This is a genomic window from Vibrio sinaloensis DSM 21326 (assembly GCF_000189275.1).
Lineage (GTDB): Bacteria > Pseudomonadota > Gammaproteobacteria > Enterobacterales > Vibrionaceae > Vibrio > Vibrio sinaloensis.
In genome coordinates this window covers 1-25394 of record NZ_AEVT01000056.1, presented here as the reverse complement: position 1 = coordinate 25394, position 25394 = coordinate 1, and the positions used below count along the sequence as shown (strand labels likewise).

Annotated in this window: 21 protein-coding genes and 2 pseudogenes; 11 read left to right on the top strand and 12 right to left on the bottom strand. The window is 47.6% G+C overall.

Features of this window, described 5'->3' with window-relative positions; translation table 11 throughout:
- Positions 1 to 19: 19 nt before the first annotated feature.
- From RH45_RS07910 to RH45_RS07890, 5 genes and pseudogenes are all read right to left on the bottom strand, one after another.
- Complete coding sequence (locus RH45_RS07910) at positions 20 to 1150, bottom strand: enoyl-CoA hydratase/isomerase family protein (RefSeq protein WP_008075859.1); 1131 nt, start codon at positions 1148 to 1150, stop codon at positions 20 to 22.
- Between the two features lie 9 nt (positions 1151 to 1159).
- Positions 1160 to 1943 (bottom strand): annotated as a pseudogene (locus RH45_RS07905) (enoyl-CoA hydratase).
- Between the two features lie 9 nt (positions 1944 to 1952).
- Positions 1953 to 3107, bottom strand: a complete 1155-nt coding sequence (locus RH45_RS07900; protein WP_008075856.1) for an acyl-CoA dehydrogenase family protein — start codon at positions 3105 to 3107, stop codon at positions 1953 to 1955.
- Positions 3108 to 3117: 10 nt separating this feature from the next.
- A complete protein-coding gene (locus RH45_RS07895; RefSeq protein WP_008075855.1) occupies positions 3118 to 4611 on the bottom strand; it encodes a CoA-acylating methylmalonate-semialdehyde dehydrogenase in 1494 nt (497 codons plus the stop codon).
- 13 nt (positions 4612 to 4624) lie between these two features.
- Entirely contained in the window at positions 4625 to 5836 is a 1212-nt protein-coding gene (locus RH45_RS07890; protein ID WP_008075854.1) for a thiolase family protein, read from the bottom strand.
- A gap of 134 nt (positions 5837 to 5970) precedes the next feature.
- On the opposite strand from RH45_RS07890, the gene RH45_RS07885 reads away from it, so the two are divergent.
- The 7 genes and pseudogenes from RH45_RS07885 (at position 5971) to RH45_RS07855 (ending at position 13036) form a co-directional block, all read left to right on the top strand.
- Entirely contained in the window at positions 5971 to 6339 is a 369-nt protein-coding gene (locus RH45_RS07885) for a MerR family transcriptional regulator (protein ID WP_008075853.1), read from the top strand.
- 68 nt (positions 6340 to 6407) lie between these two features.
- Positions 6408 to 7577 carry an isovaleryl-CoA dehydrogenase gene (locus RH45_RS07880; RefSeq protein ID WP_008075851.1) on the top strand — a complete coding sequence of 390 codons (1170 nt, stop codon included), beginning with the start codon at positions 6408 to 6410 and terminating at the stop codon, positions 7575 to 7577.
- 10 nt (positions 7578 to 7587) lie between these two features.
- Positions 7588 to 9188, top strand: a pseudogene (locus RH45_RS07875) (carboxyl transferase domain-containing protein).
- 10 nt (positions 9189 to 9198) lie between these two features.
- Entirely contained in the window at positions 9199 to 10005 is an 807-nt protein-coding gene (locus RH45_RS07870; protein ID WP_008075849.1) for an enoyl-CoA hydratase-related protein, read from the top strand.
- 9 nt (positions 10006 to 10014) lie between these two features.
- A complete protein-coding gene (locus RH45_RS07865; protein ID WP_008075846.1) occupies positions 10015 to 10911 on the top strand; it encodes a hydroxymethylglutaryl-CoA lyase in 897 nt (298 codons plus the stop codon).
- A 179-nt stretch (positions 10912 to 11090) separates the two neighbouring features.
- Positions 11091 to 12074: a response regulator gene (locus tag RH45_RS07860; RefSeq protein ID WP_008075844.1), complete on the top strand. Its 984-nt coding sequence runs from the start codon at positions 11091 to 11093 to the stop codon at positions 12072 to 12074.
- Positions 12071 to 13036, top strand: a complete 966-nt coding sequence (locus RH45_RS07855) for a sensor domain-containing diguanylate cyclase (RefSeq protein WP_008075843.1) — start codon at positions 12071 to 12073, stop codon at positions 13034 to 13036. Before RH45_RS07860 ends, RH45_RS07855 begins: the two co-directional genes overlap by 4 nt.
- A gap of 37 nt (positions 13037 to 13073) precedes the next feature.
- Here RH45_RS07855 and RH45_RS07850 read toward each other — a convergent pair whose 3' ends face one another.
- Positions 13074 to 13964, bottom strand: a complete 891-nt coding sequence (locus tag RH45_RS07850; protein WP_008075842.1) for an EamA family transporter — start codon at positions 13962 to 13964, stop codon at positions 13074 to 13076.
- A gap of 95 nt (positions 13965 to 14059) precedes the next feature.
- Here RH45_RS07850 and RH45_RS07845 point away from each other — a divergent pair, with 95 nt between their 5' ends.
- Positions 14060 to 15442 (top strand): aminotransferase-like domain-containing protein, encoded by a 1383-nt coding sequence (locus RH45_RS07845; RefSeq protein WP_008075841.1) that lies wholly within the window; start codon positions 14060 to 14062, stop codon positions 15440 to 15442.
- An 18-nt stretch (positions 15443 to 15460) separates the two neighbouring features.
- Here RH45_RS07845 and RH45_RS07840 read toward each other — a convergent pair whose 3' ends face one another.
- The 6 genes from RH45_RS07840 to RH45_RS07815 all read right to left on the bottom strand — a co-directional run bounded on the left by RH45_RS07840 (position 15461) and on the right by RH45_RS07815 (position 22084).
- Positions 15461 to 16672, bottom strand: a complete 1212-nt coding sequence (locus RH45_RS07840; RefSeq protein ID WP_008075840.1) for an acetyl-CoA C-acetyltransferase — start codon at positions 16670 to 16672, stop codon at positions 15461 to 15463.
- Position 16673: 1 nt separating this feature from the next.
- Entirely contained in the window at positions 16674 to 17408 is a 735-nt protein-coding gene (locus tag RH45_RS07835; RefSeq protein ID WP_008075839.1) for a beta-ketoacyl-ACP reductase, read from the bottom strand.
- A gap of 59 nt (positions 17409 to 17467) precedes the next feature.
- On the bottom strand, positions 17468 to 19036 hold the full coding sequence (locus RH45_RS07830; RefSeq protein WP_008075837.1) for an acyl CoA:acetate/3-ketoacid CoA transferase: 1569 nt from the start codon (positions 19034 to 19036) through the stop codon (positions 17468 to 17470).
- Between the two features lie 98 nt (positions 19037 to 19134).
- Positions 19135 to 20073: a LysR family transcriptional regulator gene (locus tag RH45_RS07825; protein WP_008075835.1), complete on the bottom strand. Its 939-nt coding sequence runs from the start codon at positions 20071 to 20073 to the stop codon at positions 19135 to 19137.
- A complete protein-coding gene (locus RH45_RS07820; RefSeq protein WP_008075833.1) occupies positions 20073 to 20702 on the bottom strand; it encodes a response regulator in 630 nt (209 codons plus the stop codon). The genes RH45_RS07825 and RH45_RS07820 overlap by 1 nt, the downstream gene beginning before the upstream one ends.
- Positions 20699 to 22084, bottom strand: a complete 1386-nt coding sequence (locus RH45_RS07815; RefSeq protein WP_008075832.1) for a cache domain-containing protein — start codon at positions 22082 to 22084, stop codon at positions 20699 to 20701. Before RH45_RS07815 ends, RH45_RS07820 begins: the two co-directional genes overlap by 4 nt.
- A gap of 212 nt (positions 22085 to 22296) precedes the next feature.
- On the opposite strand from RH45_RS07815, the gene RH45_RS07810 reads away from it, so the two are divergent.
- The 3 genes from RH45_RS07810 (at position 22297) to RH45_RS07800 (ending at position 25362) form a co-directional block, all read left to right on the top strand.
- Positions 22297 to 23370 (top strand): TRAP transporter substrate-binding protein, encoded by a 1074-nt coding sequence (locus RH45_RS07810; protein WP_008075830.1) that lies wholly within the window; start codon positions 22297 to 22299, stop codon positions 23368 to 23370.
- 62 nt (positions 23371 to 23432) lie between these two features.
- Positions 23433 to 23987 (top strand): TRAP transporter small permease subunit, encoded by a 555-nt coding sequence (locus RH45_RS07805; RefSeq protein ID WP_008075828.1) that lies wholly within the window; start codon positions 23433 to 23435, stop codon positions 23985 to 23987.
- Positions 23977 to 25362, top strand: a complete 1386-nt coding sequence (locus RH45_RS07800) for a TRAP transporter large permease (protein ID WP_008075826.1) — start codon at positions 23977 to 23979, stop codon at positions 25360 to 25362. Before RH45_RS07805 ends, RH45_RS07800 begins: the two co-directional genes overlap by 11 nt.
- The last annotated feature ends 32 nt before the right edge of the window (positions 25363 to 25394 follow it).

The window sequence follows — 25394 nt, the reverse complement described above, 5'->3', positions numbered from 1 at the left end:
AAATAGCAAAGTACGGGCATTAGTAGTGACCCAATAGCGCCAGTGGATGTTTGTCGCTGCTCCAATATGACGTAACCAACTGGTCGATAATATTCGTATCAACTTGCGCAATACTGGCGTATTTCCAATGGGGCTCATTGTCTTTGTCGATCAATCGAGATCTCACCCCTTCTTGAAACTCGCCCAATAATGCGCTGCGAACGGCCATCGACAGTTCTAACCGGAAACAATCGGCAAGAGAAAGTTGCTGGAATTGGGTCATCTGGCGATAACATAAATGGCAAGTGATTGGGCTACCTGATGCCAGATTTCGTTTTGCACCATCTAACCAAGGATCGTTGCTTGCTATTGCCATAATGCTATCAGCAACATGAATCACACTGTCCTGATGGCAAGCTTGTCGTATCTGCTCTAAGTACGGAACCAACTGAGGGGGCGGAGCGGCGGCAAAGGCTGAATCATGGAACGCTTCAAGTAACTCACTGACCACTTCATACACATCGTCAACGTACTGCCAATCAGCGACTTGCAGTTGTTCAATTAAGGTTTCTTTGTCTTCGGGCAACGCTATATGATCTGCCAAGTGTATCGATAAAGCATCGCTTGCATTAACCATGGCTCCTGTCATTCCGAGAAACAGCCCAACGCCCTCTTCTAATCGATTCAGAAACCAAGTCGCCCCAACGTCTGGGAATAGGCCAATACTCACCTCTGGCATGGCTAATCGGGAAGTCGGCGTCACCACTTTATGGCTTGAGCCCATGTAAAGCCCGACTCCTCCCCCCATCACAATGCCCTCACCCCAAGCGATAACGGGTTTGTAGTAGGTGTGGATCAGATAATCGCATTGATATTCTAAAGTGAAGTAATCGCAACAAAATTGCTCCGTGGCCTTGGGGTCATTTTGCTGCATTACTTGGTGCATAGTACGGACGTCACCACCCGCGCAAAATGCTTTGCTGCCCTCGCCATCTAATATCACGCAAACAATGTCATCATCGTCTTGCCACAGCTCAAGTTGCGCTTTGAGTTCACGCAACATATCGAAGGTTAAAGCATTTAACGAAGAAGGGTTACCCAGCGTCGCTTTGGCAATTTTGTGCTGATTATCGCTGCAAGGCAGTTCAGTGAAATGAACGCATCCATTCATAATGACTCCTTATCGATTTTTCCATTGAGGTGGACGCTTTTGCAAAAAGGCTTGCACGCCCTCTTGCTGATCCTCGGTGTCGAAAAGCTGTAGAAACAGCTCTCGCTCCTTAACCAGCCCGTGGGCTTGAGTTTGGCTACGGGTATTTTGGATTAGCTGTTTGCATGCTGCCACTGAAGATGGAGACTGGTTAGCTACCTGGTTCGCAAGCGCAAGCGCAGTAGATTGGGATTGCCCTTGTTCAACCACCTCTTCCACCAGTCCGATTCGCTCTGCTGTGGGAGAGTCGATCTGCTCACCGCAGAGAATGAGACGTTTCGCCCAGCCTTCACCGACAAGCGCGGTGAGGTTTTGCGTACCACCAGCGCAAGGTAACAAACCCACTTTTGCCTCAGGAAGCGCCAGTTTTGCCTGATGTTCAGCAATGCGAATATCACAAGCAAGCGCGACCTCCAGCCCTCCTCCCATTGCATAGCCGTTTATTGCAGCGATAGAAACACCACGAAAACCCGATAAGGTTTCAAATGCGTCACCAAACGCGCGAGACATCGAGGCCGCCACCGATTTATCGCCGGAAGCAAACAACTTAAGATCCGCACCTGCCGAAAAAAAATTTGTCGCCCGCTCCGGTAATTACCAACGCATAGATCGACGTGTTGGCGTTTAACTCCTCAACCCGCTCTTTTAGGCTGGCGAGGCTTTGCTCTGTCCACGTATTTGCAGGAGGATTATCCATAGTGATGATGGCAACATGGCCGTCAATCGAGCATTTGACCCCTGTTTCTTGTGTCATAACGTACTCCTAGAGTATTTGCGTTCCTTCGGTTAACACGCGACGAGCGATGATCAGACGCATGATCTCATTGGTGCCTTCTAAAATTTGGTGCACCCGAACATCTCTAAAATGGCGCTCTAATGGGTATTCTTTGATATAGCCGTAGCCACCAAATATCTGTAAAGCTTGATCACAAACGTTAAACCCCACATCGGTAGCAAATCGTTTTGCCATAGCGCAGTAAGTGGTCGCTTCTGGATCACCTTGATCGAGTTTGTAGGCGGCTAACCTCACCAGTTGCCTTGCAGCGACCAATTCCGTCGCCATGTCAGCCAACTTAAACTGCAGCCCCTGGAAATGGGCAAGTGCTTGACCAAATTGTTTGCGCTCCTGAACGTATTGCAGCGCTGCATTTAATGCGTGTTGAGCGGTGCCAACCGAGCAGGTGGCTATATTGATTCGGCCTCCATCGAGCCCTTTCATCGCAAAAATGAAGCCTTGTCCCTCTTCACCAAGTAAGTATTCGGCCGGAATTGACACTTGCTCAAACGTCACTGAACGAGTTGGCTGGCTGTTCCACCCCATTTTCGGCTCTTTTCGTCCATAGCTGATCCCTTCAGCATCAGCCGGGACAACAAAGGCAGATACGCCCTTAGCGCCATCATCACTGGTTCGAGCCATCACCACCAACACCTCGGTGTCGCCCGCCCCTGAGATAAAAACTTTCGAGCCATTAATGATGTATTGATCGCCTTGCTTCGTCGCGGATGTCGTTAACGAGGCGGCATCAGAGCCTGCGTTGGGTTCTGTTAAGCAATATGAACCCAACCATTCACCCGTAATTAACTTTGGACAGAAGTGCGCTTTGACTGCTTCTTGAGCGAAGCTGGCGACCATCCAAGTAACCATATTGTGGATGGTCATAAATGCCGTTGTAGAAGTACAACCCATCGCCAGTTGCTCAAAAATAATCGAGGCATCGAGCCGCGACAGAGCGAGCCCGCCTTGATCTTCCGGTGTATACAAGCTCATAAAGCCAAGCTCACCAGCTTGTTGAAGAACACTTTTGGGAAACAGCTGCTCTTCATCCCATTGCGCCGCCATCGGCATAAGGCTCTCTTGAGCAAACTGCTGGGCGGTTTGGGCGAAAGCTCGTTGGTCTTCGTTTAACTCAAAATCCATACGCGACTCCCTATTTCAGTTGAATCGTCAAGTTCGGTCCAGTTGGAATGTCGTCATCAAACCAGCGCGCTGTGACCGTTTTTGTCTCTGTGTAGAAACGCACAGCCTGTTTTCCGTAAGCATGAAGGTCACCGTAAAAGCTGCCTCTCCATCCAGTAAAAGAGAAAAACGGCAAAGGCACTGGAATCGGTACGTTGACCCCCACTTGCCCGACTTGAATTTCGTGCTGATATTTACGCGCTGCACCGCCACTAGAGGTAAAGATGGAGGTACCATTGCCATATGGGTTTTGATTGATAAGCTCAATCGCCTCTTCGAGTGTGTCCACTTCTAGACAAATCAGCACGGGGCCAAATATCTCTTGCTGATAGATAGACATATCCGCCGTTACAGAGCGAAATAGCGTCGGTCCAACCCAGTTACCCTCAGGAAACCCATCCACTCGACAGTCACTGCCATCGAGCAAACATTCCGCGCCTTGCGCTTTACCCTCAGAGATTAAGCGCAGCACTCGCTGTTTGGCCGCTCGGCTAATTAACGGGCCGTAAGCCGCTTGTTCGTCATCCCATGCCCCGGGTTTCATCAACGCCATTTCTTGACAAAGATCGTCGATCCACTGCTTTGAATCGCCAACAAACACGGCGACGGATATCGCCATACAACGTTGTCCGGCTGCACCAACCGATGCACCAACTAAGTTACTAATCACCTGATTTTTATTCGCATCTGGCATAATAACCATATGGTTTTTGGCACCAGCAAAGGCTTGAACACGCTTATTATGTAGCGTACCTGTGTGGTAGATGTACTCCGCGACTGGGACTGACCCGACAAATGAAACCGTGCGAATGTCTGGGTGCGACAACAAGTAGTCAACCTGCTCTTTCGCGCCATGAACAATTTGGAGTACCCCTTTGGGCGCACCGGCTTGTTCAAACAGCTGAGCTAAACGAATCGAGGTCAGCGGCACTTGCTCTGACGGTTTGAGAATGAAACTGTTTCCGGCTGCAATGGCTAACGGAAACATCCATAGCGGGATCATCGCCGGAAAATTAAATGGTGTGATACCACTACAGACGCCGAGTGGTTGAATCAAGGAATAGCTGTCTATATCCGTCGCGACATTTTCAACCGTTTCTCCCATCATATTGCTGGCAATGTTGGCCGCTTGTTCAACGACTTCAATACCACGCCAAACATCACCCTTAGCGTCTAAAAGGATTTTTCCTGTTTCGTGAGAAAGCAATTGTGCGAGCTCATCATGATGCTCTTTTAGCAGGTGTTGATAACGCAGCATGACACGTGCTCGCTCCGAAATCGCGACATTTTTCCACTCGTTAAAGGCGCGTTTCGCATCGTCTACCGCGTTAGACATTTCATCGGTGCTGGCGCAAGGAAGCTTTGCGATCACTTCATTGGTGGCGGGATTCGTTACGTCTATCCATTGGTTGGTCTTCGATTGGATAAATTCTCCACCGATATAGAGAGGGACTGACTGAGTCATAATGGTTTCCTTATCATTCTAGAGGGATCTCAATTCCCATCGCTGTGGCTTCTCCTCCGCCTATACATAAAGACGCAACACCTCGAACCACTTTTTGATTGCTGGCCACGCCATCCACACCCAAAGATTGAAGCTGCTTTAAAGCATGGATTAGTGTGACTAAAATTCTTGCTCCACTGGCACCAATAGGATGCCCTAGCGCACACGCGCCGCCTTTAACATTGACTTTCTGCTCGTCTAAACCGAGTTGTTTGATGGCAATTTGAGTAACCACCGCGAAAGCTTCGTTGATCTCCCAAAGATCAACTTCCTCTGTCGCCCAGTCCAGCTTAGAAAGCAGTTGTTCAATGACAAACACCGGGGCCAAGGTAAATTCTTCTGGCGCTCTCGCATGGCAGGCATGACCTTTTATGATTGCCATCGGCTTCAAACCATGGCTCCGCGCAGTAATAGAGTCGATAACCACTAACGCCGCCGCACCATCCGAAATGGCACTAGAATTCGCCGCAGTCACTGTTCCTTTAGGGTCAAACGCAGGTTTCAATTTGCTGATCTTTTCCAAATTTGCGCGATTAGGATGCTCATCCATACGCATCACCGAACCGTCAGGAAGGTCAATAGTCATGATCTCGTCATCGAATAAGTTTTGCTGCTGAGCTTCTAATGCTCGATTCAATGAGTGCGTCGCCCAACGGTCCATCTCCTGTCGAGTGAAATCCAACTTATCTGCCGTGCGCTGACCATATACACCCATCAAATTGCCCTCGTAGGCGTCTTGCAACCCGTCGACGAACATATGGTCATATACCTGTTTATGACCCATACGCATACCAGCCCGAGCCTCAGATAGAAGGTGGGGAGCATTGGTCATACTTTCCATTCCACCAGCCACAACACACTGCGCTGAACCCGCATAAATTGCATCGTAGGCCAACATCACCGACTTCATTCCTGAGCCGCAAACCTTGTTAACTGTGGTACAGGGAGTTTGACGTAAAAGCCCCGCCCCAAGCGCGGCTTGCCGCGCTGGCGCCTGACCACACCCCGCTGTAAGCACACTACCCATGTACACTTCATCGATGATTTCTCGAGAGAGCTTCATCTGTTCAACCGCAGATTTAATCGCAAGAGCCCCAAGGGCCGGAGATTGAAAAGACGAAAGTAAGCCCTGAAACCGCCCCATGGGTGTTCGCTTCGCTGCGACTATCCAAACCTCTTTTTCCATGCCTCTCTCCCTTGCACCGAATTACTTGACGTTTACGTAAGCATAGCACTAACATTTACGTTAACGTAAAGAAACGAATGAATTACAAGTTGCTTTGTTTATCGTTCTAACTAGCCATTGGAGAAGTTAGCCAGGTGGAAAAATTTAAGATCAGTGATCTCGCAAAAGAGTTTGATATTACAACTCGCAGTATTCGGTTTTATGAGGACGTTGGTCTTATTCAGCCAGAGCGCAAAGGAACAATGCGCATCTATCAACGCAGAGACAAAATTCGTCTCAAGTTAATTTTACGCGGTAAGAGATTGGGTTTCTCCTTGGCAGAAATTAAAGAGTTGTTTGCACTGTATGACACTCACCAAGAAGATACCCAACTGGTTCAAATGCTGAAAATAATCGAAGAAAAGGAAGCAGTGTTAAAACGACAGCTTGAGGACATTACCATTGTTTTGGAGGATCTCAACGCTGCCCGACAACGTTGTGAAGATGCGTTAAGTCGAAACTAGTTTCACCCTAGCGCCTCTGCACTTTTACTATCGCTGCTTAAACCATAAGCAGTCAGTATGGAGGCGCTATGTCATCCCTTTATCAACCTCTCAATTTTGGTCTCAGCGAATCAATTAATTTGCTTCGCGAGCACGTTGCGGCGTTTGCTCATACGCACGTTGAGCCACTTGCCACTCAAATAGACATCGACAACCAGTTTCCCAATCAGCTTTGGTCGCTTATGGGAGAGATGGGTCTGCTGGGCGTAACGATTAGCGAAGAGTTTGGCGGCGCTGATATGGGCTACCTGGCCCACGTTGTCGCTATGGAAGAACTCAGTCGCGCTTCAGCATCGGTAGGGCTCAGTTATGGTGCTCATTCAAATCTCTGTGCCAATCAAATATTTCGCAACGGTAACAGCGAACAAAAACAAAAATACCTGCCCAAATTGGTCGATGGCTCCTATATTGGCGCACTAGCGATGAGCGAACCCAATGCAGGCTCTGACGTGGTCAGCATGCAACTCAAAGCAGAGTTACACGGTAACTATTATCATCTCAATGGCAGTAAAATGTGGATTACTAACGGCCCGGATGCTGATGTCGTTATTGTCTACGCCAAAACCGATCCCAGCGTAAAATCCCATGGGATCAGTGCTTTCATTGTCGAGAAACAATTTGAAGGCTTTAGCCATGCCCAGAAACTCGACAAGCTAGGGATGCGTGGTTCCAATACCTGCGAGTTAGTGTTCAAAGACTGCAAAGTGCCCAAGCAGAACTTACTCGGTGCAGAGAATCATGGCGTCCAAGTGTTAATGAGTGGGCTTGATTACGAACGAGTCGTTCTTGCTGGTGGTCCACTTGGAATCATGCAGGCCTGCTTGGATTTAGTGGTCCCCTACGTGCATGACCGCAAACAGTTTGGCCGCTCTATTGGCGAGTTCCAGTTGGTCCAAGCCAAGATTGCCGATATGTATACCCGCACTAACGCCGCGCGCTGTTATGTCTATACCGTAGCAGCCGCATGCGATAGAGGGGAAGCCACTCGCAAAGATGCCGCTGGCGCTATCCTTTACAGCGCAGAACTGGCCACCCAACTCGCACTGGACGCCATTCAGTTACTCGGTGGGAATGGCTATATCAACGAGTTCCCAGCGGGTCGCCTACTGCGCGACGCAAAGCTGTATGAAATCGGTGCGGGTACTTCGGAAATCAGACGCATGCTGATTGGTCGCGAACTGTTTGACGAATCAAGGTAAGGGAGACGACATGGCCGTAATTCGAAGCAAAATAAAAGCCCACGCCCCGCTCTATCAGGATAATCATCAGGCGATGGCAAGTTTGGTCGACAAACTAAAATCAGACCGAGAAACGATAAAACAAGGTGGCGGCGTCAAAGCCCTCGAGCACCAAAGAGCCAAAGGAAAGTTACCCGTTCGAGAGCGTATTCGTGCCCTGTTAGACTCAGACACTCCTTTCCTTGAGATTGGCCAGTTTGCCGCGTGGCAAGTCTATGAAGAAGCGGTACCTTGTGCCGGAGCGGTGGCTGGCATCGGACAAATCAACGGTATTGACTGCATGGTCATTGCTAATGACCCTTCCGTCAAAGGCGGAACCTATTACCCACTAACGGTAAAAAAACATTTACGTGCACAAGAAATTGCCCAGCGCTGCCATTTACCCTGCATCTATTTAGTCGATTCGGGTGGCGCCAACTTACCTCATCAAGCCAACGTATTTGCCGACAAAGATCATTTCGGGCGTATTTTCTTCAATCAGGCACGCATGTCCGCTCAGGGCATTGCGCAGATTTCCGTCGTTTTAGGCTTATGTACCGCTGGGGGCGCTTACATTCCTGCAATGGCAGATGTCTCTATCATCGTTAAGCAGCAAGGCACTATTTTCTTGCTGGACCTCCTTTAGTAAAAGCCGCAACAGGAGAAATCGTAACGGGAGAAGAATTGGGTGGCGCAGACGTCCACTGCCGAAAATCCGGGGTCGCCGACTATTATGCAGAGAATGAGCCCCACGCATTGGAACTTGCCCGTCAAGCGATCGCTAATGCCAACATACCCGCTCGTAAGCCATTAACCGATGCCCTTCCTCCCCGTTACCCCGCAGAAGAGCTGTACGGCGTGGTGAACGCTAATCTACGCCTCAGCTTCGATATGCGAGAAGTCATCGCACGAATCGTCGATGATTCTGACTTCGATGAGTTCAAAGCGCTATTTGGCGTCACCCTAGTGTGTGGGTTTGCCAGAATTGAACATCAGCAAGTCGGCATCATCGCAAACAATGGCGTACTGTTTTCTGACTCAGCCCAGAAAGGTGCGCATTTTATTGAGTTATGCGCGAAACGAAAAATCCCGTTGGTATTTTTGCAAAACGTCACTGGCTTTATGGTCGGGAAACGCTCTGAAGAAGAAGGAATTGCAAAACATGGCGCCAAGTTGGTCATGGCAGTTTCCTGCGCCGATGTACCTAAATTTACTATCATTGTTGGAGGATCTTATGGCGCAGGTAACTATGGCATGTGCGGACGCGCTTACGATCCAACGATGATGTGGATGTGGCCTAATGCGAAAATTTCTGTGATGGGTGGCGAACAAGCCGCTGGCGTGCTGACTCAAGTGAAACGCGATGTGATTCAACGTAAGGGCGAACAATGGTCTGAAGATGACGAATCTAACTTTCGTCAGTCGATTATCGATCAATACGATACGGAAGGCTCAGCTTACTACGCCAGCGCCAGGCTGTGGGACGATGGCATCATCGATCCGGTGGAGACAAGAGACGTATTAGCGCACGCATTACGCGCAGCACTCAATGCGCCGATTAAAGACAGCGAGTTTGGAATATTTCGAATGTAGAGGAAACCACATGGAAGTGATTTTAAGTGATGAGCTACACTATGACATCGACCCACAGGGCATCGCACATGTTACGCTAAATCGGGTCGACAAACACAATGCCTTCGGTAACCATCTCATCCACGAACTGATCATTGCGTTAGACTATCTTGCTGAGCATCCAAACGTTCGCTGCCTCGTGTTGAAAGGAAATGGTGAGCACTTCTCCTCTGGTGCGGACTTGCGTTGGATGAAGCAGATGGCAGAGCAAAACCACGATGCCAACATCAAAGACGCCAATCAACTCGCCAAGCTCATGAAAGTGCTCGATCATTTCCCACACCCGACACTTGCGTATGTTCACGGTTGGGCGTTTGGTGGTGCCTTAGGGCTGATCTGTTGCTGCGACATCGTTTTAGCTGACCGAAGTGCGAAGTTTTGTTTGAGCGAGGTTAAATTAGGATTGGTTCCCGCAACAATCGCGCCGTATGTGTGCCGTGCGATGGGCGCCCGACAAGCAAGGCGTTATATGCTTACTGCAGAACCGATCGACACAGAGAAAGCACTGGATTTGCAACTCATTCACCAGATCACCTCCCCCGAAACTGTTGAGCAAGATATGCAGGCCATTCTATCGAGAATTCTACGTAATAGTCCTGCCGCCCTCACTCAGGCAAAAGAGCTCATTCAACACTGCGACAATCATCCGATCGATCGAGACCTAATCCGTTATACCAGTCACATGATCGCCAACATTCGAGTCTCGCTCGAAGGACAAGAAGGGTTGAGCGCTTTCTTAGAAAAACGCACACCCAGTTGGTATCAAGAGGAATCTTGAATGCGTCCTATGTCTTTCCCCGAAAAAGTTAAAATCGTTGAGGTTGGCGCCAGAGATGGTTTGCAAAACGAGCCTCAAGTATCAACGCAAGCCAAAATCGATTTGATCAATGGCTTGTCTCAATCCGGGCTGAAACACATTGAAGCGGGATCCTTTGTTTCGCCTAAATGGGTGCCACAAATGGCAGACTCACACCAAGTGCTGCGCAGCATAACCCGCTTTCCTGGGGTTGCCTATTCCGCACTAACGCCCAACTTACAAGGGTTCCTACATGCAATAGACGCGAATGTCGATTACATTGCGATCTTTGCTTCCGCGTCAGAGACGTTCTCACAAAAAAACATTAACTGCACTATTGAGCAGAGCCTTGAGCGATTTGAGCCCGTTGTCTCAGCAGCCCAGAAAAAAGGCATTCCTGTACGTGGCTATTTGTCTTGTGTGATTGATTGCCCTTATGAAGGAAAGATTGCTCCGCAGCAGGTCAGAAACATCGCCAAATTGCTCTCTTCACTGGGCTGTTATGAAATATCACTCGGTGACACCGTCGGTACGGGTACACCAGTGCGCATTCAGCAGATGCTTGAAGCGGTCAATCACGATATTGCACTCGAGCAAATTGCCGTTCACTTTCACAACACATGGGGACAAGCCCTGGCCAATCTGTTTCATGCCCTTTCAATGGGTGTCAGTGTGATCGATTCCAGCGTTGCTGGCTTGGGCGGATGCCCATATGCTCCGGGTGCATCGGGAAATGTTGCAACCGAAGACGTCGTTTACCTTTGTCATGAGTTAGGGATTGAAACAGGCGTCGACTTAACCTCACTTACACAAGTTGGCTGGTCCATAACTCAACATCTCAACCGAACACCTAGTTCGAACGTTGCACTTGCGATTGGAAAACAGTAAAACCGCTAAATATGTGTTTATCCTCTAAAAATCATTCCAATTAATGAGATATTTCGTGTAAAGCACACACCAAAAGTGTTAACTAAGCCTTGGTATTTGGACTCAATATCACATTATTATTGGCTCTTGCTTACACAACTATAAAAATACACCTCAGTTTCAGGCTAACACGACATCTTATGAATATTCTGGTTTGCGATGACTCCAAAATCGCGCGTAAGGCAATAATTAGTAAAATAGGACTATCTTCCGCCACTCAAATTAGTGAAGCGGAAAATGGTAAGCTCGCGCTAGAGCAAATGGCGCAAACCAATATCGACGTGTTGTTCCTAGATTTAACGATGCCCGTGATGGATGGCTTTGAGGTACTCGCCTCTTTACCCGTCAACAATCACCCGACCAAAGTCATTATTGTTTCTGGCGATATTCAAGCCGCTGCGAAACAACGTTGCCGTGCTTTGGGTGCGTTGGACTTTATCGAAAAACCGTTTAATACTTCTGATCTTACCGAGCTATTTGCTAAGTACCGCATCCCACTTCAAGCTTTCAACATGGCGGTACCTTCATGCCCAGAAACTAACATCGATCTGATGGGTAATATCCGCGAGATGAGTAACATCGCATTAGGTACCAGCGCATCTTTGATAGCAGAGCAAGTGGGGCATTTTATTGAGATGCCTTTACCCAATGTTGCTTCGTTGCATCAATCAGAATTGAAAATGACCGTGCAAGATATCGTCAATAACTCTGGGTATCGTGCGGTTTCTCAACGCTTTGTTGGTAGTGGAATTCATGGTGAAGCACTGGTTTGTTTGCATGGAAGCGGCTTAGAAAAACTCGGCCATGACGTTGAAGGAGAGCTCGCTAATACAACCAACGAAGTCATTTTAGACATCTCCAACTTACTGGTGTCATCGTTTCTTCTCTCGTTTAGTCGCCAATTGGATATCGCGATCTCTATACGCCAACCGATAGTGTTAGAGAAAGAGCTATTGCAAGTCTCTCTTAACTGTAATCAGTTTTTAGCAGGCTACGATGAAGAGATCTTTACTATCGAGTTCGTTTATAAAGCCGAAAATCTCGATATAGCGTGTGACGTTATTTTCTTAATGGATAACGTGTCTGTCGATGCCATTGAACAAATATTGAAGAGCGTATTATGAAAGCGAGCGAAATCAGCGACTTCCACTGGACAATGCAGATCATCGGCGATCTTGATGCCGGACTTATCGTTCTAGATGAGCAATATAGAGTCTGTGCGTGGAACGCCTTTATGCAGGGTTATAGCGGCATCGGTGCAGAGCACATCTTGGGAAAAGTCCTGTTTGATATCATTCCTGACCTTCCAGAGTCTTGGCTGAGAAAAAAAGTAGACAGCTCTTTTAAGCTCAATAGTCGCGGCTTTTCCTGTTGGGAAGACCGCCCTTATCTATTCAAGTTTAAAAACTTTAGTCCGATCTCCAACGGCTTGAGAGAAATGCGCCAGAACATAACTTTCTCGCCACTGACGTCGGTTAATGGCGATGTATCGCATGTTAGTTTGATCATCAATGACGTTACCGATATCGCGAAAAACAAAATCCATTTGATGGACTCAAACCAAAAGCTCTCAGACTTAAGCCGGACCGATGGATTAACTAAGCTGTTTAATCGCCGTTATTGGGAATCTTGCCTACTTAAAGAGTTTGAGACTTGCAAGGTATCCGGTTCGGTCTCTTCACTGGTTATTTTTGATATCGACCATTTCAAAAAGGTGAACGATACTTACGGCCATACTGTTGGCGATCATGTTATTCGCCACGCGTCTGATGAATTACGTAAAGCCTCGCGAACTTCCGATATTTGTGGGCGCTATGGTGGCGAAGAGTTTACCGTCATCTTACCGGGTACGTGCGCAAATCAAGCTCTGTATTTTACTGAGAGGCTGAGAAAGAAAATTGAGCAGTCAATCATTGCCTGCGAAGGTTATAACGTTAATTACACCATCAGCTTAGGAATATGTGAAATTTCCGCTCATCAAACGAACCACCTCACTTGGCTGGAACATGCCGATAAAGCACTCTATTTTTCAAAAGAGACGGGCCGAAATCGTTCTACTGTGTTCGACCTCGCCTTTATTCGCTAGGCAATAACTTGGGGCCGCCTGGCCCCAAAAGTTTTCGCTAGTGGCTTGCCACCTTATCCAGATTTAGCTTTGCTTGTTTTGCCGGTTTAACGATTAAGCCAATCCCCACCAAAAACAACACACAAGCAAACATCTGCGCATAGCTTAGAGTCTCACCATACATAAAGTACCCAGATACAAGCGCAAACACTGGCACCATTAAAGTCAGCGGCGCGGTTGTGCTCAGCGGGTAACGAATCAACAGTCGATTCCAAACCCAGTAACCGAATAAAGTCGTTGGATACGCTTGGAACAGTACAGCGATCGTCGTACTCATATTCCACAGCTCGATTGCCTGCCAAACAATGTCTGGGCCGTGAATCGCCACTGCAAACAAGACCAGTGGTATTGGCGCGAATAACATCCCCCATACATTAAATGCAAACGCCTGCGTGGTTTTTGATGCTTTTACGATCACCCCCATTAAGGTCCAACTGCTCGCCGCAATTAAGATGAACATCAAGCCTTGCGCGGTGATGTTGCCATTAGTCGCCGTCACCAGTACTAGCAGCGCGATTAGAGCCGCGACCGCTCCTAGTAATTTACGGTTGGATGCCGATTCTTTGTGGATAAAAACGCCCACTGCCATACTAATTAGCGCGTTGGATGAAAGTAGCACTGAAGACATGCCAGACGATAAGCCCGCGGTAATCGACCATGACGCCATGCCCCAGATACCGACACCAAATACGAATCCGTAACCAATCAAATAACGCCATGCTACAAGTGGTCGTGCGATAAAGAAAATAGCCGGAATAACGGCAAGCGAAAAACGTGCTGCGGTTGCAAGCAATGGGTGCACTTCGGTAATGCCCAGCTTAATCATGGAAAAGTTAAATCCCCAAATTGCCATGACAAACAAGGCTAGTAAAAAATCGTTTCTTGTCATAACTGTCCTCCCTTTTTGTTGAAAAAAATTATTACTCGGGTACAGTTTTGAGTACAGATACAATTTATTACATAAAAACCAGTACAGTTTTCAAAATGAGTAAATATAAACGTCTCGCAAACCAGTTCATCGAAGAAATTGAAGATGGCAAGTTGATTGAAGGCAGCCGAATGCCATCACTTAGGCAACTCGCCAAACAGCGATCCGTAAGCATGTCTACCGCGGTGAGCTGTTATCAAGAATTGGAATCTCAGGGCTGGATTCACTCTCGTCCTCAAGCGGGTTATTTCGTTGCTCCTCGTCAGTATCATCACCAAACACCGAATTGGGCTCAATTTGTTAGTAAGGTGTCTAGCATTGAACACAACTATGCCATTCACTCTCCACTTAGTGGTCCTCTTGGAGTTTCGAGCACAGCCATCGATGAAAGTGCTCAACTCGAACTTGAACGTAGCTTTCGACGCGCAAGCAAAAGAATTGGTAAAAGGTTGAATGCCTATCCAACCACTCAAGGTGAGCCCGCACTTCGCAACGCTTTAAGTGTCCATTTTTCGAAACTCGGCTTGCACGTGAATCCAGAGGAACTGGTGATCACCTCCGGATGCATGCCGGCAATTAAGTGTGCTTTAGAGTCTTGCACTCAAATCGGTGATGCCATCGCGATCAGCTCGCCTTGCTTTAGTGGCATCCTTGATTTGCTTGGCAAAATGGGGCGTAAGATCGTCGAAATCCCCTCACTTGACGATGGCGTCGATCTCCACCAATTAGAAGAACACCTGAAACGCGGAGTCGTTAAAGCCGGAATATTCTGTACTTCTCATATGAACCCTCAGGGGATTACTATGTCTGCGCCGCAAAAGCTCAAGCTTGCGCAATTAGCTAACCAATACCAGACACCCATTATCGAAGATGATGTGTATCTTGAACTTTCTTACAGCGAACACACACCGCTTCCGGCTAAGTACTACGAACAGGACGGTTACATTCTTTGGTGTGGTTCAGTGTCGAAGAGCCTATCGCCAAGTTATCGATTAGGTTGGTGTTTGCCGGGCCGCTTTACAGACGTGTACCGCCACCAGCATACGGCTTCTTGTTTTGGCGTGTCTTTGCCGATACAACTGGCTGTTGCTGACTTCATCGAAAGTGGTCAGTACGCTAAACAGCTTAAGCGCCGTCGAGCCCATCTGCTTAAGCTTCGTCAAGAATACCAACACTACCTTGGGCGTAACCTGCCAGATAATGTCAAAGTCAGTCACCCTCAGGGAGGTATGGTACTTTGGCTGCAAATACCCAATCTCGATATCACTGCGTTCCAGCAACAGTTAGCTAAGAATAACGTCGACATCCGCTTAGGGCAGTTGTTCAGTACACTCGACCTCTACAACGACTGTTTAAGAATCAATATCGGCTACGCTCTTGATCAAGAGATTAAGCGGGAGCTCGATAAGCTCATCGAAGCTATAAAGCTAGCCAGTTAAAAAGGCCGCACTCGGCCTTTATTCACAACGCTTAACGATAATTGCAGTCCCCATTCCACCACCAATGCACAGAGAGGCTAGACCCAGCTGGCGGTTGGAGCGGATCATTTCATAAATCAATGTGGTGACAATTCGCCCACCAGACGCACCAATAGGGTGGCCAAGGGCGATTGCCCCTCCATTGAGATTCGTCCGCTCACGAAACCAATCAAGGGTGACAGAGTGTTGCTCACAGAGCTCATGCATGACGCCTAGAGCTTGCGCGGCAAAGGCTTCATTAAGCTCGATACGATCTATCTCAGAGAGCGTTAACCTTGCTCGTTTAAGCGCTTGATCAATCGCTGGGCATGGCCCCATTCCCATCATTTCAGGAGCGACCCCACCCTGTCCAACCGAGACTATCTCGACTAATGGGGTAAGTTGATGGCGCTCTACCGCCTGCTCACTGGCTAATATCAACGCGACTGCTCCATCATTAATGCCCGAAGCATTACCTGCGGTCACTGATCCATCTTGTACAAAAGCAGGCCGTAATGCCGCTAGAGAGCCGAAGCTGACGTCTTCGCGTGGATGCTCATCTTTGTTGACTTGGTAGCTTGTTTTTCGACCATTGACTTGCATTGGAACTATTTCTTCATCAAACACGCCAGCTTGTATGGCCCGCTGCGCCTTTGCTTGGCTCTCACAAGCAAAGCGGTCTTGCTCTTCACGAGTGATCCCGTATTGAGCCGCGATGTTTTCTGCCGTTATTCCCATATGAATGCCAGTAAACGCATCGGTTAGGCCATCCTTTAATACAGTATCAATCAGCGAGATATCACCCATCTTGTTGCCACGTCTCGTTTGTCCGTCAAGCACAAAAGACGCATTGCTCATACTTTCCATCCCAGCCGAAACGACCAAATTTGCGTCCTCCGCTCGAATGGCGTTAATGCCATTGAGCAGCGATTTCATACCGCTTCCGCAAATCATGTTCAAAGTATAAGCCGGCACCTTTGCAGGGATTCCAGCATGAATCGAAGCTTGACGGCCAACGCCCTGACCCAGCCCCGATCCAAGTACGTTGCCAGCGATCACTTCATCAACAGAGTCCGGGCTTAAGCTGGCTTGAGAGAGCGCCGCTTTAATCACCTCTGCGCCAAGCTCTACAGCAGAGAATGGACTTAAGCTGCCTTGGAACGAACCAATGGCGGTACGTTTGGCAGCAACAATATAGACTTTCTTTGTCATCTTAGAGCACCAACCCTCCGTCAATCTTAAGCACTTGCCCGGTGATAAAGCTCGACTTGTCACTGGCTAAGAACTCGACGCCATTAGTGATATCTTCTGGTGTTCCCATACGACCTAACGGCGTCTTCGATTTCATTAGATCGAGTACTTTTTCTGGTAAATCGGCGGTCATCGGTGTGGCAACAAAACCAGGAGCGACACAGTTAGCACGCACTTGAGCGCCTTTTCTGGCAAACTCTTTGGCCCAACCTTTGGTCATGGCAATCACGCCGCCTTTTGTCGCTGCATAATTACTTTGGCCAATATTACCGTCCGTTCCGACAACAGAGGACATGGTCACGATTGAACCAGAATTGTTTTCCATCATGATGGGTGCAATGGCTTGGGTAAGGTTGAATACCCCTTTCAAATTAACATTAACGACCGCGTCCCACTCATCTTCGGTCATTTTTTCAATCAGCGCGTCTCGAGTAATACCAGCATTGTTAACCAGCACATCTATACGGCCTTGCTCTGCATGAATTTTGTCGACCAGTGCCGCTATGGCTTGGCGATCGCATATGTTGATCACCTCTACGTTGACATTAGGTAGCGACTCAAATGCGTCGCTCAGCGCCTGACTGTTCATATCTAGGGCGTAGATGCATTTCGCCTTATTCTCAGCAAACCTTTCAACAATAGCTTTTCCAATTCCTTGTGCTGCGCCTGTCACGACGCAGATCTTGTTTTCAAACATAATCTTGATCCTTTCTTGAGCGACTTTTAACTGACAATATCTAAAATGGTGCTAGGTGTTTATTTAATAGTAAGAGTGAAATCCGTTTGGTAAATGGCACTATCCATAACTTTTAGTGACGAACTAATGACAGGCTTAAACGCCATTTGCTCAAGCACGTCTCGTTCAATATCGATTCCGGGAGCAATTTCAATCAACTCTAATCCCTCTTGCGACAACTTAAATACGGCCCGTTCGGTAATATAGAGCACAGGTTTGTGGTTGATTAACGCCTGTTTTGCGCAAAAAGTAATTTGCTCAACTTGAGAGATGAACTTTTTCTGTCGACCTTCTGAAACGACGTTTACTTCGTTGTTTCGCACTTCAATTTCCAGCCCCTGAGCCGTGAAAGTGCCGCAGAACACAACCTGTTTCGCATTCTGAGTAATGTTGATAAAACCACCGCAACCTGCAATCTTGCTCCCAAAGCGAGAAACATTAATGTCTCCTAGCTGGTCACACTGAGCTAAGCCCAGAAACGCTTGGTCAACACCGCCTCCATCGTAAAAATCAAACATCTGATCTTGCCCAATAATGGCTTGTGGTAATCGAGAAGCACCGAAATCTAACCCGCTTTGCGGAGTTCCTCCGACCGCACCCGGCTCTACAGTAAGAGTAAATTGCTCTAATACGCCAGCTTGCTGCGCGACTTGGGCAATGTACTCTGGAGCGCCGATACCGAGATTAAGTATAGAGCCAGATTTGAGTTCCATCGCCGCGCGACGAGCAATCAATAACTTAGCATCCAATTGCTGCTCCACCACTGGGGTCGCCCGAGTGACAGTGTCACCTAAATCAGCTCTGATGCCAACAAATTCTGGGTTCATTTCTGTTGCGAAGGTCTGCATGTGCTCCTTTATGTTGTCACACACCACGACAGCGTCGACAAAGATGCCCGGGATTTTAACCGCGTGCGGATCCAAACTGCCCTTTGCGACAAGGCGTTTAACTTGAACAATAACCTTACCACCATTGTTCTTTGCAGCTTGAGCTGCAGCAAGGCTCTCTGCGGTCAGGCATTCATCTTCCATGGTGATATTGCCGTCATAATCCGCTGTCGTTCCCCGCAGAATCGCGACGGTGATTGGTAGCTTGCGATAGAAGAGATGCTCTTCCCCACACAGGTCGATAACTTCAACCCAATCTTGTTGTGTAGATTGGTTAATTTTGCCCCCTTCAATTCGCGGATCGACAAAAGTACCGAGTCCTACTTTGCTGACAGTGCCTGACTTACCCGCTGCGGTATCACGTAAAAGATGGGAGATGATCCCTTGAGGAAGGTTGAATCCTTGAATCAAGTTGTCAGTCGCTAATTGCTGTAGCTTTGGCACTAAGCCCCAATGCCCGCCTATCGCAAATTTAACCAGTCCAGGTTGGGCCAGATGGTTAACCGCCTTCGATTTACCATCACCTTGACCGGCGGCAAACACCAAACTTAGATTTTTGGGAGACTGAGTGTCTCGATAACGCTCCCCAATGGCTCTTTCTATGGCCTCAGGTACCACACTGCCAATAAACCCCCCGAGTAATAGTGTATCGTCATCATTTATCCATGCTGCTGCCTGCTCGGCTGTTAGCGTTTCAATCACAACTCTCTTCCTTGATTGCTCTGTTTGATTTCCTTAATGCAGCTTAGTCGCTCGATGACAAATTGAAAATTGCAGAAATAGAGATTGTGAATTTCATATTAGAAATTATTGTGATCAGGTTGCATGTACGAAAGTAAAAAACGTTTAAAGCCGCTACAACGCTCTGGCATCGGAGTTCTTGGTCGGTAAAACATGTTGACGTCGAAACTAGCGCATTGATAGTCCGCCATGACTTGCAGTAGTCGCCCTGATTCAAACTGGTCAGCAACTAACGAATGAGGCAGATAAGCTACCCCAGCATCTGCAAGGGCCAAATCCAGCAGCATTTCACTATTATCACATTCCAAAGTATCTTGAATGGTCACGATATCAATGTTGCCATCACGCTCGAAACACCACCTAGTTCCATCCAGTAATGTACGTGCGTAGAGACAGCGATGTTGCTTAAGTTGCTGCGGGTTAACAGGCTCGCCATGTTGTTCGATATAAATGGGTGAAGCACAAAGGTAAAGTGGCTCGCGCAGCATACGTTTTCTAACGAGCAACGAATCGCTTTGCGGTTCGCCCTCGTAACTGGCGCTGGCACGAAAGGCAAAATCAATGTTCATGGGATCAAATTCACCCGCTTCGATAAAGATCCGAAAGTTCACTTTGGGGTGCATTTTGATGTACTCTGCGACTATCTTAGTCAAGTATTGCCGAGCAAATAATGGCGTGGAAGAAATGCGTATTTCGCCAAGTTGCTCATCGGCAAGATTTTGCACTTCTTCACACAAACTATTGATATCAGGAAGCATTGGTGAAAAGCGCTGAAACAGCAACTGCCCCGCTTGTGTCGGCACCAATTGCCGTGTACTGCGCTTAATAAGTTCGACAGATAAAGACGCTTCCAGCTCTTTCACCCAGCGGCTGCCCGCCGCAGGGGAAATCCCTTGTTGCAGGGAGGCTTCTCGGAAAGATCCGCTGCGCACCACTGCGCAAAAAAAGACAATTTTGTCTAAGATGGGTTGACGACTAGAGAGTAAATTTTGCGACATCAGGTAACCAAGCCCTTTTGTAACGCTAACTTAACCAGCGCAGCGGTCGAAGTGGCGCCGAGTTTTTTCTTGATTCTCAAGCGATGGGTTTCCACCGTTCGGACGCTGATATGCAGAGAATCCGCAATCTCTTTATTGCAGGCACCATTCGCAATGGCTTTAAGCACATCAGACTCTCTTTTTGATAACGTATCGTCTTTCTGCTCGGGCTCTTCGTTGATCTGCTCAAGCAGTCTATCCGATGCCTGAGGGCAAAGATAAGAACGACCTTGAGCGACCTGATTAATCGCCATAACCAGTTCTTCAGAACCGACATCTTTTAGTACGTAGCCTTTCGCGCCGGCTTTCACCGATCGTACCACGTAATCTCGACTGTCATGCATAGACAGCATGATCACCGCCGTTTCCGAGCCACTCTTGGCAAGCTCTTCAAGTACTTCAATCCCGTTCAACTGTGGCATGTTGATATCAAGCAGTAACACATCTGGCTTTAAGCACAGTGTTTTCTCAAGCGCATCACTACCCGTACCCACACAAGCCAATATGTCCAAGTTATCTTCCCGTTCGAGGCGAGATTTCAACCCGTCTTGCATCAAACGATGATCATCGGCCAATACTAATTTAATCATACAAACTCCATGTTTAAGCTCACCCGTACTTCCGTCCCTTGTCCGGGTTCACTATTTACCGCAAACACACCTCCAATCGCTTGGATTCGCTCTTTCATATTTTGCAAACCCATGTGTTCGAAGTGAGCTTTGTTCCTTTTATTCGATTTTAGCTGTTTTGCAGGGATACCGACGCCATCGTCACTGATGGTGAGTATCAACATATGCCCCTCGCGCTGCATGATGACGTCGACCCCTTGCGCATTGGCGTGTTTCTCTACATTGTGCAGCGACTCTTGTACAACTCGATATAAGGTTGTTTCTACTTCCGGTAGGAACTCCTCACCATCAATATCGTGTTCAAACACCAACTCAAGTTGACTGCGGTCGCGCAGTTCATTGATATACGCTTCTATGCCCGCCACTAAGCCCAAATCATCCAATTGTGGGGGCCTTAAATCTCTTGATATTCTTCTTAGCTCAACGATCGCCTGCTCCATGGCATTCTTGCTCGCATCAAGCTCAAATTCCTTTTTCTGTTCGTCTTGTTCTTTGCCCACGTTATCCAAGCGATACTTAGCGGCAACGAGCAGTTGGTTTACACCGTCATGCAGCTCACGTGAAACGCGTCGGCGCTCATTTTCCTGCGAATCAATGATTTGTTGGTTAAGAATACTCAGTTGTTGGTTTGCTAAACGTCTGACATTTAAATTCAGTGATGCACCTAACACCGCAATTACCGTTACTGCAATGAACATCACCCCAAACACAGCAGTACTCGTCTTGCCGATATTCTGATCAAACCCATTTTCCATATGGGCAACTTGACGTTCAATATCATCAAGGTACACGCCTGTGCCGACCATCCACTGCCATTTATCTAATGAAACCGCATAACTCAACTTTGGTAACGGCTCTTTCTTTGAAGGTTTATGCCATAAATAATCAACAAACCCTCCGCCTTGACGAGATACTTTGATCAGCTCTTGCAATAACTTTTTACCTTGTACATCTTCCACGTCCCACCAGTTCTTCCCAATACGCTCAGTTTGATAAGGCAAGACCAAAGCATCCCCTTCCCAGGTATAGGCAAAGAAGTAACCATCACTTCCGTACGTGAGCTGGCTCAACTTTTCGATAACAATTTGCTGCGCTAACTCAGGCGTTAACGCCTCATCTGAGTAGTAAGGCTCAATACTTTTGACTGCCATTTCTACGTACTGCTTAAGTTCCTGCTTTTTTACCGCCAGTACATTTCCTCTGGTTAATGAAACTTGCTCCTCAACCAGTTGTTTTGCTTGACTAAATAGGATACTTGCAACAATTGCGACCACCACTATCAAGGGGACAATTGATAACAAAATGATATTTAGTGTCAGTCTTCTATTGCTTACAAATCCCATAACTTCATCCAGGCTTGTACGTAGTTTTACTGAAAGATTATCCGGAATTCTGCGTTTTCTACGGATAAAATTTGCGCAATTTTGCCAATAGAGAGCAATAAATCTCCCCTCTACACTTAGCCTCAAATGTAACATCGCATTAACACAAATTACTACGCGGCGTTCACATTTATAAATATCGACATGGAACAAAGTCTAATAAGGAGAACACCATGAACCTGAAGAAAGCTGCCATAGCGACCGCACTTGCAATTACCGCGACAGGAATCTCTATGTCCGCTCACGCGGCAGATAAAAAAATCCTGCTCAAAACCCCCATTGCATTTGGTAGTCACCTACCGGCTCTAGGCACGCCAATTCAGTGGTATGCAGACCACATCACGAAGACTTCAGGCGGAACGATCAAAATGAAGATCTACGAGCCTGGCAAGCTTGTCAGCCCTGCAGAAATTCTCGATGCCGTTTCGACAGGTAAAGTCAACTCTGGTTACTCAACTGCCGGTTACTGGCAAGGTAAGTTGCCTGCCTCTGCTCTGTTCTCCGCCGTTCCATTCGGCCCCGAAGCTGGTGAATACATGGCATGGCTGTTCTTTGGTAACGGCTTAAAACTTTATCAACAAATGTACGATGAGGGCGGCTACAACGTTAAAGTCGTTCCTTGTGCGATCATCTCACCTGAAACATCAGGTTGGTTCCGCAAACCAATTGAAAAACCAGAAGATCTTAAAGGTCTCAACATGCGCTTCTTCGGTTTAGGCGCATCTGTAATGGAAAAGCTTGGTGTGGGCACGGTACAGCTACCGGGCGGTGAAATCTTTGGTGCCTTAGAGAAAGGCGCGATTGATGCATCTGAATTCTCTCAACCCGCCATTGACCAACGCTTAGGCTTCCATAAAGTCGCCAAATACAACTACTTCCCAGGCTGGCACCAACAATCGACGGTATTTGAGCTACTTATAAACAAAGATACTTGGGGCAAGATGAGTGATGCTCAGCAAGCAGCGGTAGAAACCACTTGTATGGCAACCATGACTTACTCCATTGCCGAAGGTGAAGCGTTGCAGTACTCAGCGATGCAAAAGGCCAAAGAAAACGGCGTAGAAATCCGCTACTGGAATGACGAGATGCTCAATCTATTTGAAACAACTTGGCTTGAAGTGGTTGATGAGAAGAAAACCGCCGATCCTTTCTTTGATAAAGTTTGGAATGACCTGAGTGAGTTCCGTAAAGGCTACGCTCTATGGTCAGCGAACGGCTTCTTACCTCGTGAAACACAAAATCAATAACCCTATGTGAATTGGACCTGTTGGCCGGCACTTTGTCGGCCATTGGTTGTAAGGAGTTGCCAGTGAGCAAGGTACTGTATTCTACCCCCACCGTCCCATTGTATAGCCACATAGAGAGCGCCATAACTGGCATTAGCCGTGTACTAGCGTGGACAAACCTATGCCTAGTTTTAGTGATCATCACTCAAGTGGTTCTACGCAAAGTTTTTGCCAACGGTCAGATAGCGCTTGAAGAGCTACAATGGCACTTATACGCCACCGCAGTTATGTTCGGCACGGCTTATGCGCAAATTACCAACTTACATGTGCGTGTTGATCTCTTTTATCACAACTTCAGTGAACGTAAAAAAGCCTTGGTTGATTTGTTTGGTCTGACCTTGCTGGCGATTCCATTTGTTGTTGTGGTCATTTTGCACTCTTACGACTTTGCCTACGAGTCTTGGCGAGTCAACGAGAGTTCCGCATCACCTTCTGGCCTGCCCTATCGCTGGCTAATCAAGAGCGTCATTCCGCTGAGTTTCTGCCTATTACTGCTCTCGATGGTCGCCCGAATCTTACGCAATATTGAAACCCTGTTTAAAGGTGAAGCCACTCAAGGAGCAAATCATGGAAGCTAATGAATGGATTGTTATCGCCATGTTTGGCTCATTTATCCTCTTGTTGTTCACTGGCATCCCCGTCGCCTACGTGTTGGGTGGCATTGGTGTGGTCTTTGCCGCTATTGGTTATTTTGCCGACATCTATCTAGATACCTTCACTGGTCTTGATTACACCAGTCTTGGTTTGGTGGTTAACCGTATCTATAAGATTATGGACAACTGGATTTTGGTTGCGCTTCCCATGTTTATCTTCATGGGTAATATGCTCGACAAATCTGGCATCGCCGAAAAGCTGATGTCTTCGATGCAAGCATTGTTCGGTAAAGTGCATGGTGGTTTAGCCATCACGGTTATGGCTATCGGCATTATCTTAGCGGCCTCGACAGGGATCATCGGTGCGTCTGTGGTGCTTCTTACGGTTATGTCGTTACCTAGCATGATGCGACAAGGCTACCACCTGCCGTTGGCACTAGGTACCGTCGCATCAGCGGGCACCCTAGGTATTTTACTGCCACCATCGATAATGCTGGTCATTATGGCAGATCAACTTGGTTTGTCGGTCGGTGACTTGTTTATGGGCGCAATCATGCCCGGTCTTCTACTCGGCAGCTTGTACATTTTGTACATTTTAATCGTCGGTAAGATGAACCCGAGCAAAGCACCTGTTCCAGAAGACGTTCAACCTGTCGAGTGGGGCTTGATTCTCCAAGTTTTCAAAGACATTACCCCGACCGTCATTTTGATATTCTGCGTATTGGGCTCGATCTTCGCGGGTGTTGCGACACCAACGGAGGCCTCCGGTATTGGTGCGATGGGTGCAACCTTGTTGGCGGCATACAATAGAAAATTGAACTTTAAAGTCCTTAAAGAAGTGCTGCTTTCCTCTTATGGAACCACCGCATACATCTTTATGATCTTCTTAGGTGCGTCTTGTTTTGCACTGGTACTGCGCGAGTTAGGCGGAGATGAGTTGATTGAATCCTTTTTAAGTGGCCTGCCATTTGGTCCATACGGAATTGTTGCTTTCATTCTATTGATCGTGTTCCTACTGGGCTTCTTCTTAGACTGGATTGAAATCACGCTGATCGCCTTACCTCTGCTGGCACCAGTCATCGCGAGCTTAGGCATTGAGCTAGACGGTCATGGTGTGGTCGATAATCCAAGCTTAGTATGGTTTGTGATGCTGGTTGCAATGGCGCTGCAAACCAGTTTCTTAACCCCTCCTGTCGGGTTTGCGCTGTTTTACTTAAAAGGCGTGTGTCCAGAAGGGGTGGCACTTAAAGACATCTATCGCGGAGTTATCCCTTTTATCGTCATCCAGCTTGCAGCACTGATCTGCTTAGTGGTTTGGCCGCAGTTAGTCCTATGGTTCCCAAGCGTTGCTTATGGGTAATCACAAAAAAGCCAGCATTACGCTGGCTTTTT

Coding starts and splice junctions, on each gene's coding strand:
- RH45_RS07910 (WP_008075859.1), bottom strand. CDS start 1,150: ATGAATGGATGCGTTCATTTCACTGAACTGCCTTGCAGCGATAATCAG.
- RH45_RS07900 (WP_008075856.1), bottom strand. CDS start 3,107: ATGGATTTTGAGTTAAACGAAGACCAACGAGCTTTCGCCCAAACCGCC.
- RH45_RS07895 (WP_008075855.1), bottom strand. CDS start 4,611: ATGACTCAGTCAGTCCCTCTCTATATCGGTGGAGAATTTATCCAATCG.
- RH45_RS07890 (WP_008075854.1), bottom strand. CDS start 5,836: ATGGAAAAAGAGGTTTGGATAGTCGCAGCGAAGCGAACACCCATGGGG.
- RH45_RS07880 (WP_008075851.1), top strand. CDS start 6,408: ATGTCATCCCTTTATCAACCTCTCAATTTTGGTCTCAGCGAATCAATT.
- RH45_RS07870 (WP_008075849.1), top strand. CDS start 9,199: ATGGAAGTGATTTTAAGTGATGAGCTACACTATGACATCGACCCACAG.
- RH45_RS07865 (WP_008075846.1), top strand. CDS start 10,015: ATGTCTTTCCCCGAAAAAGTTAAAATCGTTGAGGTTGGCGCCAGAGAT.
- RH45_RS07860 (WP_008075844.1), top strand. CDS start 11,091: ATGAATATTCTGGTTTGCGATGACTCCAAAATCGCGCGTAAGGCAATA.
- RH45_RS07855 (WP_008075843.1), top strand. CDS start 12,071: ATGAAAGCGAGCGAAATCAGCGACTTCCACTGGACAATGCAGATCATC.
- RH45_RS07850 (WP_008075842.1), bottom strand. CDS start 13,964: ATGACAAGAAACGATTTTTTACTAGCCTTGTTTGTCATGGCAATTTGG.
- RH45_RS07845 (WP_008075841.1), top strand. CDS start 14,060: ATGAGTAAATATAAACGTCTCGCAAACCAGTTCATCGAAGAAATTGAA.
- RH45_RS07840 (WP_008075840.1), bottom strand. CDS start 16,672: ATGACAAAGAAAGTCTATATTGTTGCTGCCAAACGTACCGCCATTGGT.
- RH45_RS07835 (WP_008075839.1), bottom strand. CDS start 17,408: ATGTTTGAAAACAAGATCTGCGTCGTGACAGGCGCAGCACAAGGAATT.
- RH45_RS07825 (WP_008075835.1), bottom strand. CDS start 20,073: ATGTCGCAAAATTTACTCTCTAGTCGTCAACCCATCTTAGACAAAATT.
- RH45_RS07820 (WP_008075833.1), bottom strand. CDS start 20,702: ATGATTAAATTAGTATTGGCCGATGATCATCGTTTGATGCAAGACGGG.
- RH45_RS07815 (WP_008075832.1), bottom strand. CDS start 22,084: ATGGGATTTGTAAGCAATAGAAGACTGACACTAAATATCATTTTGTTA.
- RH45_RS07810 (WP_008075830.1), top strand. CDS start 22,297: ATGAACCTGAAGAAAGCTGCCATAGCGACCGCACTTGCAATTACCGCG.
- RH45_RS07800 (WP_008075826.1), top strand. CDS start 23,977: ATGGAAGCTAATGAATGGATTGTTATCGCCATGTTTGGCTCATTTATC.